This is a genomic window from Rhodothermales bacterium, from assembly GCA_034439735.1.
Taxonomy (GTDB): domain Bacteria; phylum Bacteroidota; class Rhodothermia; order Rhodothermales; family JAHQVL01; genus JAWKNW01.
Genome location: JAWXAX010000176.1, coordinates 1 through 12,907 on the forward strand (window position 1 = coordinate 1; position 12,907 = coordinate 12,907).

At 64.3% G+C, this 12,907-nt stretch carries 10 protein-coding genes and 1 other RNA gene; 6 read left to right on the forward strand and 5 right to left on the reverse strand.

All coding sequences use genetic code 11. The features are described 5' to 3' along the window. Together SH809_13595 and SH809_13600 are read right to left on the reverse strand one after the other, a co-directional pair. Window positions 1-696, reverse strand: a 696-nt coding sequence (locus SH809_13595; GenBank protein MDZ4700738.1) for a hypothetical protein, incomplete at its 3' end; no start/stop codon positions are given. Between the two features lie 149 nt (window positions 697-845). After that, window positions 846-1,910 carry a DUF3179 domain-containing protein gene (locus SH809_13600; protein MDZ4700739.1) on the reverse strand — a complete coding sequence of 355 codons (1,065 nt, stop codon included), beginning with the start codon at window positions 1,908-1,910 and terminating at the stop codon, window positions 846-848. Between the two features lie 349 nt (window positions 1,911-2,259). Between SH809_13600 and rpe the strand changes: the two genes are divergently transcribed. Genes rpe through priA form a run of 3 tightly spaced genes read left to right on the forward strand, consistent with a single transcriptional unit; the run spans window position 2,260 to window position 6,237 of the window. Then, window positions 2,260-2,928, forward strand: coding sequence for a ribulose-phosphate 3-epimerase (rpe, locus tag SH809_13605; GenBank protein MDZ4700740.1), 669 nt, complete (start codon window positions 2,260-2,262; stop codon window positions 2,926-2,928). A gap of 59 nt (window positions 2,929-2,987) precedes the next feature. Continuing rightward, window positions 2,988-3,812, forward strand: a complete 825-nt coding sequence (locus SH809_13610; protein ID MDZ4700741.1) for an SDR family oxidoreductase — start codon at window positions 2,988-2,990, stop codon at window positions 3,810-3,812. Next, the gene (gene priA, locus SH809_13615; GenBank protein MDZ4700742.1) at window positions 3,805-6,237 is read left to right on the forward strand and encodes a primosomal protein N'; all 2,433 of its coding nucleotides are present in this window, start codon (window positions 3,805-3,807) and stop codon (window positions 6,235-6,237) included. The genes SH809_13610 and priA overlap by 8 nt, the downstream gene beginning before the upstream one ends. Before the next feature lie 82 nt (window positions 6,238-6,319). Here priA and SH809_13620 read toward each other — a convergent pair whose 3' ends face one another. Beyond that, window positions 6,320-6,682: a four helix bundle protein gene (locus SH809_13620; protein MDZ4700743.1), complete on the reverse strand. Its 363-nt coding sequence runs from the start codon at window positions 6,680-6,682 to the stop codon at window positions 6,320-6,322. A gap of 276 nt (window positions 6,683-6,958) precedes the next feature. Here SH809_13620 and ffs point away from each other — a divergent pair. From ffs to SH809_13635, 3 genes are all read left to right on the forward strand, one after another. Then, window positions 6,959-7,058, forward strand: an RNA gene (ffs, locus tag SH809_13625) — signal recognition particle sRNA small type. A gap of 85 nt (window positions 7,059-7,143) precedes the next feature. Beyond that, entirely contained in the window at window positions 7,144-7,461 is a 318-nt protein-coding gene (gene yajC / locus SH809_13630) for a preprotein translocase subunit YajC (GenBank protein ID MDZ4700744.1), read from the forward strand. Window positions 7,462-7,566: 105 nt separating this feature from the next. Next, entirely contained in the window at window positions 7,567-8,847 is a 1,281-nt protein-coding gene (locus SH809_13635) for a bifunctional 3,4-dihydroxy-2-butanone-4-phosphate synthase/GTP cyclohydrolase II (protein ID MDZ4700745.1), read from the forward strand. A 3-nt stretch (window positions 8,848-8,850) separates the two neighbouring features. On the opposite strand, the gene SH809_13640 is transcribed toward SH809_13635, so the two are convergent. Further along, entirely contained in the window at window positions 8,851-10,566 is a 1,716-nt protein-coding gene (locus SH809_13640; GenBank protein ID MDZ4700746.1) for a CRTAC1 family protein, read from the reverse strand. Between the two features lie 176 nt (window positions 10,567-10,742). After that, window positions 10,743-12,907 (reverse strand): tetratricopeptide repeat protein (locus tag SH809_13645; protein ID MDZ4700747.1); only part of this gene is annotated, 2,165 nt, incomplete at its 5' end.

Here is a 12,907-nt window from a genome sequence, read left to right on the forward strand (position 1 = left end):
GCCCACATCCCACCCGACCGTTGGGGTAATCTGCACCATCTCGCGGCGGGCGGAGGGGATGGCGAAGCCCTGAATCCGGGGCGCATCGCCCCGCCATCCTTCCACGACCATCTTCCACACCAGCCGGCCGCGTTGGCCGCCGGCGGAGAGGAACCCGAACCATTCGTCACCCGGTTTCCGGGCGGCCTCCACATTGGTCTCCCGCCACCGACGCCCAACCCAGCCGGCGACGTACACCGGCTTCGGATACAACGAGTGGCCAAACTCCACCATCAACTCCCAGTCCCGCTGCCCCTCGCCGAGCGGGATGATCTCGGCGTCGACGGGGAAGTCGCCGCCCGGTAACTTCACGCCGGCCCGGAGCGCGACGGGCAGGTTCTTGCCCACCAGCATGGGCGACACACGCAGGTAAAACCGCGGGTCACCCACGCCGAGGCGCTCGCGCCGGCCGGCGGCGTTTTCGAAAATAAGATGGTTGATGGGTAGCTGCGCCCACACGTCCACGCCCCGGAAAAGGCCCATCGCCGCGGTGAGGTACAACGAGGTGGTCGCCGCGTGCCCGTCGGCGAAAATGGATTCCGACCGGCCCTCGGCGTTAAAGGTGCGCGAGGTCTGGTGACGGTACACACTCGCCTGCGCCCACCCGGTGCGTGGGGCCTGGGTCCATTGGGCGTGGGCGTGGGCGGCAGAGAGCATGAATACAAGAAATACCGTAGAGACGCTCCTGTGGAGCGTCTTTTCTGCAAACCAAATCCAGAATTTCCGGCGACATGGTGGCCTCGCTGAGACGCTCCACAGGAGCGTCTCTACATTGGCGCTGTTGACAATGTGATCAGGCGGGACCTTCACGGCACCCCCCACAGTCTCGTCGACTCCTCGAACACCGCCCAGGCAAACCAGAACGCCACATAGGCCTCGGCGATCGGCTCCAGCCGGCTGCCGGCAAGCTCTCCCTCCACGGCCCGGCCGTCTACCTCCCAGGTCGAACCTGTCGCCGTATCCTCGATCCTTCCCTCATGGACTTCAAAGACAATCGGGGCGCCGTTCAGGACGGGGCGGTAGGCCATCGCGGCCTTTTTGGCCGGGTCCCAGAACACAACCACCGGCTGCCCGTCCACCGTATCCGCGACGACCCGCATCGGCGAACCGTCATCCAGGAGGCCAAACGAGTAGGCGACGGCGTCCGCGCCCGGGATGCCCAGGACGCGCTCTTTCGGCGGCCGGCGGCCATCGATCGGCAGGGAAGGAACCAGAAGCCGCCGGTTGCTCTCGACTTCGTAATCGCCATACGGATACCCCGATTCCGCGTAGTTACGCCCGAAGCCCGTCTGCCCCGACAGGACCTCTGTATCGGGGTGTAGCGCCTGCCAGCCGGCCCAGGTCATTTCGATCACCGGCGCCATCTCCAGCCGGGTTCCGTCGCGCTCGCCGCAGCCGGCCTGGCGGTTCATCTGGGGCCAGAAGGATTCTTCCGTGTTCCGGTCGTACATCGTCAGGTTGCTCTGGAAGAGGAGGCCCGATACGCCGAACTCCGCGCCGCCGGCGGCCGTGCGGTCGAACGCCATGCTCGACCCCGTCAGCGGGCAGTAGGTGACGGCCAGCGGGGCGCCGGCGAGGTCCATGTTGACGATCTCGTGGTACCAGAGAATGTTATGGGGGATGGCGATGACGCGGTCGCCGGCGACAAGCCCGATCACCCGGCTGTCGTCGGATAAATACGTGGCCGATGGGGCCGATACAAACGCCGGGTTGGTGAGCGCCGGGATCCCGTCCTTGCCCACGCCGCCATCGCGCAGCAGGGAGAGATCGATGCTACAGGCTTCTTCGAGCGTGGGGCCGTCGTCGTTGCCGCCACTGTCGCAGCCGGCGAGGAAGAGAAGCAAGGATAGGAGGATGAAGTGCGAGCGCATCGTATTAAGGTATCGGTGATCAAGCTGTTAGGTGACTCTTGGTCATCCCGGCCAGTGGGGCGTTACGGAGGGGGAGGGTGAACGTTCTCGCCGCTATTGAGTAGAGGTCGTTCCTGGAGGGAGGAGTCGCCTGGGTTTCCACTCCTCCCCATTCCGTCAACGCTTCGCGCCGACGGGATTTGCCCCTCCTCGGATTGAGGAGGGGCCTTATCGAAAGCAAGGCCCAGTTTCGAAGATCAAACGTAGTATTCCACCTAATCAACCTGCAATCCTTCGGGTCCGTCGGCTTCGCCGCCGTCCCTCAGGACAGGCCTGCTAACCTGCCAACCTGCAACCTGCCAACCATTTTATGCCCATCCTCGCCCCATCCATTCTGTCGGCCGATTTCGCCCGGCTTGAGGCGCACGCCCGCGAGGCGGTGGTCGCCGGCGCGCAATGGCTGCATATCGACGTCATGGACGGCCACTTCGTCCCCAACATCACCATCGGCCCGCTCATTGTCGAGGCGCTGAAGCCGTTGGCTCGGGAGACCGGCGCCGTGCTGGACGTCCACCTGATGATCGAACAGCCGGAGCGCTACATCGACGCGTACGCGAAGGCCGGCGCGCAGCGGATCACCGTCCATGTCGAGACCTGCCCGCACCTGCACCGGACCGTCCAGCAGATCCGCGAGGCCGGCGCCCTGCCCGGCGTCACGCTCAATCCGGCGACGTCACTCTCGACGCTCGATGAGATCCTGCCACTGGTCGACCTCGTGCTGGTGATGACCGTCAACCCCGGTTTCGGTGGCCAGGCGTACATTCCAGGCAGTACCCGGAAAATCCGCCAGCTTCGCCAGGAGATGAAGGCGCGGGGGCTGGACATCCACCTGCAGGTGGACGGCGGGGTCAAAGCCTCCAACGTCCGCGACGTGGTGGACGCCGGCGCCGACGTCATCGTCGCCGGCAGCGCCATCTTCGGCGGCCCGAAGTCGGTGGCAGACAACGTAAAAGCGTTTTTTAACGCTCTCGCCATTTAGCGCGCACCTCGAAACTAGCGGTAGGATCTGTAATCTTGAATCTAAAACCTTTAGTTGCATTGGTAACCGGCGCCAACGCCGGCATCGGGTACCATACGGCGCTCGGACTGGCCCGACAGGGGTACGAGGTCGTGATGCTCTGCCGCAGCGCGGCCCGCGGCGAGGAGGCGCGGCAGCGGATCGTACGCGAGTCGGGCAACGACGCCATCCACCTGCTCCAGGCGGACCTCGCCTCGCTGGCCGACATCCGGCGGGTGGCGGGGGCGTTTCTGGATCGGTTCGATCGGTTGGATGTGCTGGTAAACAACGCCGGCCTGGTCCGCGCGAAGCGGGAGGAGACCGTCGATGGGTTCGAGATGACCTTCGCCGTAAATCATCTCGCCTATTTCCTGCTCACCCACCTGTTGTTGGACCGGTTGAAGGCGAGCCCGCCGGCGCGGATCATAAACGTATCGTCCAATGCCCACAAGCGGAGCCGGCTCAATTTCGACGATCTGCAGGCCGTCCGCCGGTTTGCTCCGTACCGGGTTTACGCCCGGTCCAAGCTCGCCAACATCCTCTTCACCCGCGCGCTGACGCGCCGGCTGGACGGAACGGGCGTGACGGCCAACAGCCTGCACCCCGGCGTGGTGCGGACGAACATCGCCGGCAGCGGCTGGCACCCGCTGGCGATCGGGTTTCGGTTACTCGGGCTGTTTTACCTGAGCCCCGAGCAGGGAGCGGAGACGTCTATATACCTGGCCAGTTCGCCCGACGTGGCCGGCGTAACGGGTCAGTATTTCGACGGGAAGAAATCCGTCCGCGCTGCGTCGGCGGCCTACCACGACGACGACGCGGAGCGGCTCTGGCGGCTGAGCGCGGAGATGGTGGGGATCGATGCCTGAAACCGTCCAGGTAGCCCTGCCGCTGCCGCTGGATCAACCGTTTACCTACACGGTACCGCCTCATCTGCGGGAGCGTGCGGGCGTGGGTTGCCGCGTCCTCGTTCCGTTTGGGCACCGGAGCCAGACCGGCGTGATCGTGGGGGTGGGCGATTCCGGCGCGACTGGAAAGCTGAAGGCGATTCTGGACGTCCTCGACGATCAGCCGGCGTTCACCGACACGATGCTCCGTCTCACCCGCTGGATGGCGGACTACTACGTCTGCGGCTGGGGCGAGGTGCTGCGTGCGGCGCTGCCGTCGGGCACCGACGTAGCCGAAGAACGCTCGATCTCCCGAACCGAAAAAGGGTATGACGAGGCGTCGATTGGAGGGGGCGAGGCGGCGGTGCTGCGGTGGTTGGAGGAGGAGGGGGAGACCACGTTCGAGGAACTGCGCCAGGCGATCCATGGCGTAACGCGGCCGATAGTGGATCGGCTGGAGGCGGAGGGGCTGATCGTGGTGCGCAGCGCCGTCGGTCAGGCGCAGGTGCGCATCAAACAGGTGAAGTACGTACGCCGGCTCGGCGCGCCGGCCGGCGAGGAAAAGCTGGGCGACCGGCAGCAGGCCGTGCTCGATGCCCTGGCCGATGGCGAGGTGATGTCACAGCGCGATCTGCTGGCCACGACGGGCGCTTCCGCGAGCACCCTCACCAGCCTGGCGAAGCGCGGGTATGTCGAGGTGATCGAGCGCGAGGTGATCCGTACCCCCCTCGGCGAGATGCCGGCCGTGCCGGATGCCCCTCCGAACCACGCGCCGCACCCGGCGCAGGTGGCGGCGCTCGAGCGGATGGGTGAGGCGATCGATGCCGGCCGGTTCGAGACGTTTCTGCTCCAGGGCGTCACCGGCAGCGGGAAGACGGAGGTGTACATCGCCGCCCTGAAGCGGGTGCTGGAACAAGGGAAAACAGGCATCATCCTCGTCCCGGAAATCGCCCTGACGCCGCAGACCGTCCAGCGCTTTCGGGCCCACTTCGGCGACCGGATCGCCGTGTTGCATTCGAGGATGAGCCCCGGCGAGCGGTACGACGCGTGGCGGCACCTGCGCGGGGGCCGCTTCGATGTCGTGATCGGGCCCCGCTCGGCCATCCTGGCGCCGCTGGAAAATGTCGGGTTGATCGTGGTGGACGAGGAGCACGAGGGTTCCTATAAACAGGCCGACCCCGCGCCCCGGTACCATGCACGGGATGTGGCCGTGATGCGCGCCCACATGAGCGGGGCCGTGTGTGTGCTGGGCTCGGCGACGCCGAGTTTCGAGAGTTACGTCAATGCCCGCGAGGCCGGCAAATACACGCTGCTGCTGATGCCGCATCGCGTGCCCGTGCCCGGTCGCGAGGCCGCGTCGCTGCCCGAGATCCGGGTGGTGGATCTTACAAAAGAGCGCAAGAAGCACAAGTTGCCCGGCGCCCTCTCCGAGGCGCTGCGGGAGGGCATCGCCTTGCGGTTGACGCGGGGCGAGCAGGTGATCCTCCTTCAGAATCGCCGCGGATATGCGCCCGTGATCGAGTGTATGGCGTGCGGCTGGTCGCCGGCATGTACGGATTGCTCGGTCACCCTCACCTACCACAAAGCGCACAACCACCTCCGCTGCCATTATTGCGGCAAGGCGGAGCGGATGCCTCGGGTGTGCGGGCAGTGCGGGAGCACCGAGCTGAGCCGGCTCGGCGCCGGCACCCAGCGCGTGGAGGAAGAGCTGGCGGCCTATTTTCCCGCGGCCCGCGTGTTGCGGATGGATCTGGATACGACGACCCGGAAAAATGCCCACCATGCGCTGCTGGACCGGTTCGGGCGTGGTGACGCGGACATCCTGGTAGGCACACAGATGGTGGCAAAGGGGCTGGATTTCGGGCGGGTGACGCTGGTGGGGGTGATCGATGCCGATGTGGGGATGTTGATACCCGATTTTCGGGCCGAGGAGCGGTCGTTTCAGCTACTGACCCAGGTCGCCGGCCGCTCCGGCCGCGCCGGCCTATGCGGCGAGGTGCTGCTGCAAACCCGCAATCCCCGGCACCCCGTCATCCAGTTCGCCTGCGCGCACGACGTCGATGGATTTGTTCGCGCCGCCCTGCCCGGGCGTCAGGAGTTCGGGTATCCGCCGTACGGGAGCGTCACGCGGGTCGAGTTCCGAGGGCCAGAGGAGAAGGAGGTGGAGCGACTGGCGCAGCGCTGGGCGCAGGGCGTGCCGGCCGGCGTCGTGCAGGTCCTCGAGCCCCAGCCGGCGCTTATCGGGCGCGTCAAGAATCAGTTCCGTTACCACGTCGTCCTGAAAGCCACGCGGCGAGTCGCCGGGAACGACTTGCAGCGGCTCCTCCGCGAGGCCACGACAGCCCTGGGCGCCCTGCCGCATGGCTACCGATTGGCGGTGGATGTGGATGCGAATACGCTGTATTAGGGCAAAAGGCAAAAGGGAAAAGGCAAAAGGAAAAGGGAGGATTGGGGGAGGAGGGTGGTGGGGATAGGAGCAATCGGTCCGGTTAGGGCGGGTTGTTGTTTAGGCGCTTTCTTGCGGTCAGTATGCACTGAGCCGTTATTCGCGTAAGTTGTTGTGCCTCATCGCGCACGGCAGCGAGTGCTTCTGGGTTGCCCAGTGCCAGGCGTTCGGCAAGTTGAAGCCAGGTCACCGATTCACGGAGTTCTTTCAGGCAGATGCCCATCTTATGAATGAAATCACGCCTACTCTCCGCGGCTCCGGCCTCCGCATAATTGGCCAGAGGTGCGGTACCGCTCCGAATCAGTTGATGTGCGATATGTCTACCCAGGTATGTGCCTGGCATTTGCTCGACACAATTCGCCAGAGCAACAGCGAATTCGAAGAAGCGCGTGTGTAGGTTGTTCATGGGGTACATTGATGGTTTCCTGCGGGAGGCTCTCCCTGTCAAATCTCCCTGTCAAATCTCCGTGTCGAAAATGCGTGATGTACCTATTGATTTAGACACATTTGGGGCTGCCAGCATACCCTGCACCACGACTAATGGTGAAAAATCAACTCTTTTGCCTTTTAGCTTTTCCCTTTTGCCTTTTCCCTTTTGCCTTTCGGCGCAGCCGGAACCATTCCCGCTTTCGCCTGTTTGCCCCCATCCAACCGCGAGATCAAAACGTCTCGCGCCAACATGGGGCAAGTCCCGTACGACCAGCTCCCTCTGAACCCCGTCAGGACCGGAAGGTAGCAGCGGTAGGAGGTTGTAGCGGTGCGATGCGGTAAGCTTGCCCTACTTTTTTTGTCGCAACTTCTCGTTCGAGCGCCGTATCTTCTCGGCACACCCCCACTCTGCACCCCCGTAACCTGTTGCTCCATCCCATGATGCCGTCCTTCGACCTCCTCCTCATGGCGCAGCCCTCCCAGGATCAGAACCCGATTCTGACGTTTCTGCCTCTGGTGCTCATCTTCGTCGTGTTCTACTTCTTCATGATTCGCCCGCAGCAAAAGCGCGAATCGGAACGGAAAAAGATGATTGAAGCCGTGAAAAAGGGGGAGCGCGTGGTCACGATCGGTGGCATCCACGGCACCGTTGCGCAGGTGGATGAAAGCAGTGTGCTCGTTGAGATCGACAAGGGCAGCAGCACCAAGATCCGCGTCGATAAGAGCGCCATCGCGCGCATCGACGTGAAGGAATAGCGGCGACGATGCCTCTCCGCGTGCTCGTCCATCGAACCTGACCCCATTCTGCGGGTAAAACGCCGTGCGATAGAGCATTCAGGACGTTGATTCATGCGCAAGGGTATGGATATAGAACACGCGGAACCGAACGGGAGCAACCCGGCGGGCTTCGACTCGATCGAAGCGGCCATCCAGGACATCCGAGACGGCCGGCTCGTCATCGTCGTCGACGACGAGGAACGTGAGAACGAGGGGGACTTCATCGGAGCCGCCGCGACGATCACGCCGGAGTTGGTCAATTTTATGGCCACTCAGGGGCGCGGACTCATCTGCGTCCCGCTCACCCGCGAACGGACCGTAGAGCTGAACCTGGATATGATGGTCAGCTCCAATACGGCCCTCCACGAGACTTCCTTCACGGTGTCCGTGGACTATCGGATCGGCACGTCGACAGGTATCTCCGCGGCGGACCGCGCACGCACCATCGCCGCGCTCGCCGATCCCACTTCGCGCCCGGATGACTTCGCAAGACCGGGCCATGTCTTCCCTCTGCGGGCCTTAGAAGGCGGTGTTCTGCGCCGCACCGGACACACGGAAGCGGCCGTCGACCTCGCCCGCCTGGCCGGCTTCGCGCCCGCCGGCGTGCTCGTCGAAATCCTCAATGAAGACGGCTCCATGGCCCGCGTGCCCGAACTCCGCGTCATCGCGCGCCAGTTCGACATGCGCATCGTCACTATCAAGGACCTGATCGCCTACCGTCTGCGCCACGAGAATCTCGTGCGCAAACTGGTTTCCGTCCATATGCCAACCCGCTTTGGCGATTTCACGCTGACAGCCTACGAGGAACGCCTCACCGGCGACGTCCATCTGGCCCTCCATAAAGGCGAGTGGACGGAGGAGGACCCGGTGCTTGTGCGCGTTCACTCTCAGTGCGTCACCGGCGACATCTTCGGATCGATGCGGTGCGACTGCGGCGATCAGCTCGCGATGGCGCTTCAGCAGATCGAACTCGAGGGGCGTGGGGTGCTCCTCTATATGAAACAAGAAGGCCGCGGCATCGGCCTGGTCAATAAACTGCTCGCCTATAAGCTGCAGGAAGAGGGGATGGATACGGTAGAGGCCAACGAAGCCCTCGGGTTCGACATGGACCACAGAGACTATGGCACCGGCTGTCAGATACTTCGGGATCTAGGCATCCGGAAAATGCGCCTCATGACGAATAACCCCACCAAACGGGTCGGCCTCGCCGGCTACGGCCTCGAAATCGTCGAGCGCGTCTCAGTGGAAATCGCGCCGAATGACGTCAACGAAAAGTACCTCCGTACCAAGCGTGACCGCATGGGCCACCTCATCCTGGGCGAGCTCAGCCCGCACGATGCGCAGGCGTTGAAGGATGTGCTGTGATACTCACTCCCGCACGATTCGCGTTTCACCGGCAGGGATGGGTCCCACGCGGGTGACGATGCCCGAGGTTGGCCATCGGACGAGCACGCTATCCGCCTGCGAAGCGGCCCCGAGACCGATCGATAGGGCCGTGGCGTCCGACTGTGTCAGGTAGGACGACCCCGTCCGCACCATGCGTCGTTGGGCGACGCCGCCGGCCCACACGGCCACCTGCGCTCCGATAGCCTGCCGGTTGGGCGATTTCCCTTCGAACTCGAGCCGGATCCAGCCGGCCGATTCAGTGTCGTTGCGCAGGAGCCTGGGAGATCCGCCGTTTACTGTGATCAGCACATCCAGATCACCGTCCAGGTCGATGTCCGCCGTCGCCAGGCCGCGGGCGACGATGGGCTCGGCGAAAGCCGCACCGGCCTGGTCCCCGATGTCGACAAACTGCTTTCCGTCGTTCCAGAAGAGCTGAGGCTTTTGCGCGAACGTGATGTCCTGCTGGATGGCGTTGATCTCGGGTTCGATGTGGCCGTTGGCGGCTAGTAGGTCCAGCCGGCCGTCGAGATCGAGGTCGGCGAAGTGGATGCCGAAGGTCAGCGAAAGCAAGGAGGGCCTGGTGAGGCGCGCCGCCCCGGCGCGGTCCTGGAATAACGCGCCATCTCCCACCTGGGTATAGAGCGAGATCGGCTCGCGGGCGAAGTTGCCAATGGCGATGGCCTGTTTGCCATCGTTGTTGATATCTCCCACATCGATCCCCATGCCGGCCCGGGCGCGGCCCACTTCGTCATACGCGATGCCGGCGGCGATCCCGATATCCGTGAACGTGCCGTCCCCCGCGTTCATGTACAGGAAGTTGGGCTGGGTGTCGTTGGACACCGCGAGGTCGGGCCAGCCGTCGGCGTTGAAGTCGGCCACGGCCACGCCGAGCGACTTGCCCTCGGGGTTAAAGACGCCTGCGGCATCGGTCACGTCCTCAAAACCCCGGCCGCCGAGGTTGCGGTACAGTCGGCTTGACTCGCCTTTATATCCTTCCGGGGTGGCGTAAGACTTGGTCTTGCCGTCCCGCGTCACGTAGATGTCTGTCTCGGGCGTCCAGCGGACGTAATTCGCGACGAACAGGTCGAGCCAGCCGTCGCGGTCCACATCCACCCAGACGGCGCTGCTGGACCACGCCGGCGGGGCGTCCGCCGCCAGATTATTGCCGGAGACGCGCATCGCGGCGGTTACATCGGTGAATCGGCCGGCGTCGTTGCGGAGCAGGCGGTTGTCGCCTACGGCGGTGAGGTAGATGTCCGTATCGCCGTCGGCGTCGAAATCCGCGAAGGCCGCGCCCATGCCGTAGAGGGTGAGGTCCACGCCGGCGCGGACCGTGACATCCTCGAATGTGCCGTCGCCCTTGTTTCGGTAGAGTCTGGCGGTGGGCGCCGGCCGGCCTGATTCGTGTCCCGGCCATTCGGCGCTGTTGACCAGCAGCAGGTCGATCCATTCATCCCCATCGTAGTCCAAGAATCCACCGCCGCTGCCGATGGTTTCGGGCATCCATTTCTGGCCGAAGGCGCCGGTGACGTGGACGAAGTCGATGCCGGCCTCCCGGGCGATATCGGTGAAGCGGAGCGCGGCGCCGTCGGCCGCCGCGCGGTCTTGCGTGAAGCCGGGGCGTTCGCGGGTGAAGTTCGGCTGCTCCCGGGGGGCTTCCTGTCCGCCGCAGCCGGCCAGACTGAGAGCGACCAACACTAAAACTAGGCCGATCGAAGCATCGGATAAGCCCATCATCCTGGACTCGATCCAGGATCCAGGAGAGATTGCAACACTTTTCTGGGTCCTGGGTCGGGGCCCAGTATGACGGGAAAAGAGGGATTGAGCCAACCTGAGCCGATGTAGAGTGGTAGATCGTTCTTTTTGAATGAGCTTCATGGCGCTACCGTCACTTCAAGTCGATGAATCCGGATATCCTGAACCATCAGGTTGACGCCGGGATTCTTGAGGCGGTAGGCGCGTGCGACCTCACTGGCCGACTCATCGATCTGGTAATGCTCGAATGCGGCCTCGGCCAGCGCGGCCTCGGCAGTCTGGCCGAGGGCCCTATGGTTGAGCATCAGGTGGTAATGGGCTTCCCGATCCTCAGGGTCGATCGCGAGGGCCTGCGTGTAGGCTTCGATGGAGCGCTCGTACTGTTGATCCAGATACAGGGTGCGTCCGAGTTGCCGCCAGGTGGCGCGGTCTTCGGGGAAAGATTCAAGGACGTAGCGGTAGGCGTCGGCGGCATCGTCGTAGAGGCCATCTTCCTGGCGCGCTAGGCCCCAAACCCAGGCCACCCGTGGATCGCCGACTTCGATGGCCTCACTCTGGTTGAGATGCTCGTAGACGCGGGCGAGGTTGCCGTCCTGGAGCGCCGTTTTAGCGAGATTGAGCGGGCCGTCGACACGGGCAGGCGCGAGGTCGGCGACGCGGGCGAAGGCGCGGGCGGCGCCGCGGGTGTCGTTTTCTAGCAGGAGGCCGATGCCGTAGTCGTTGAATCGGATCCAGGCCGTCGGGTCCATGTCGCCGGCGGCGACGGGGCGCAGCGGTGCGGCGGCCAGTTGAGACGGCACCAGCACCGGCAACGTCACGGCGTGTGCGGCGATTTCCGTGATCGGGAGATCGGGCACGGCATCAAAGGCCGCAAAGCCGGCCGGGTTCGCGTGGTAGGCGAACTCCGTGTAGGCCCGGTCGAACTTACGCCAGAGGAGGCGGGCGCGGACGGTGAGCGATCGGCCGGCCATCGCCTCGGGCACTCGGAAGGTATAGTGGGCGAGGTCGGCCGTGCCCGGGCCGATCACATTGGCGTAGACCGTCGTGTGGATGTCCTGCGCGTTTCGCTTCTGGATCGGGTTGGAGTTTTTATCCACCAGGACCGCTTTGAACGTGTGCGCCATGGGATCCAGGTGGCCGTCCGCGCCAATGGCGCCGCTGATCGCAAGGGTGACGCCGGCTTCGTCGGTTACGGTGAACTCCAGCCACCCTTCATTCGAATCGTTTGTGCCGCCCGGGAACGTGTGTCCCACCCCCTGGTTGCGGACGACGACATCCACCATGACCTCTTCCCCGGCCGGCAGCGGTGGGAGGGTGCCAGCGATGTCCATGATCGGTTCGGGATTCGAAGCGCTCGAGACGGCGAACACCTCTACACGCAGCTTCTCGTTGCGCAGAAACGCCTCGATCCGGTTGATGGTCTCCGTGTCGCCACGGAGGTGGGGCAGGGCGGTGTTGACGGCGATAAAGCGGTGGGACTTTATCATCCCATCGCGGGCCGAAACGTCGCCCAGCGGCGCCGGCTCGAAGGGCATGTGGCAATCCTGGCAGACGCGTTTCACGGGGGGGAGATAAAACGTGCGGGCCGCGTTGAGGGCTACGCCGCTGTCGTGCCAGTTGTCGTATTCGTTTTGTCCGCGGATCCAGCGGTAGTTATTGACCGGTTCGCGTAGGCTCACTTTGTGGCAGGTGCCGCAGTACTCGCTTGTCCGGAAAAACGGCTTGAGCATCTGGCGCATGTGGACCGTCGGCTTGGCCTTCAGCGCGGCATCGTGGAGCAGGGCGCCGACCGTGCCGGTGCGGGCCGTTGCGAAGAGGTAGGGGTCCTCCTGCTCGTCGGCGATGTTGTAGTTGCCGTTTCCGGTCCGGTCGTGGATCGTGTCGATCGCGTGGCAGGCGAGGCAGGTGAGGCCGGCCTGAGCTTCCGCCTTGGTGCGGTCGATGGGCTGGTTCATCTTGCCGGCGAGCATGAGCGCCGGATCGTGGCATCCGCTGCACCACTTGCTCTTCGCCCGCCCGACGCCGTCGGCGCCGATATCGGGGAACGTGGCGATATGCCGCTCGATCCACGGATTGGGCTCGACCGCGTTGGCGCGCATGTCCTCGAGCGTAGCCTCATAAAACGGGTTGTTGAACGACGCGAAACGGTGCGCGGAATCCTCCCACTGGGCCACGACATCGGCGTGGCACCGCTGGCAGGTCTCCGCGCCGATGGGGGTGTCCTTGACGAACCCATACCGGGCGATCTCATCCAACAGCGTTTCCTGGGCTCCGATATCGTCGC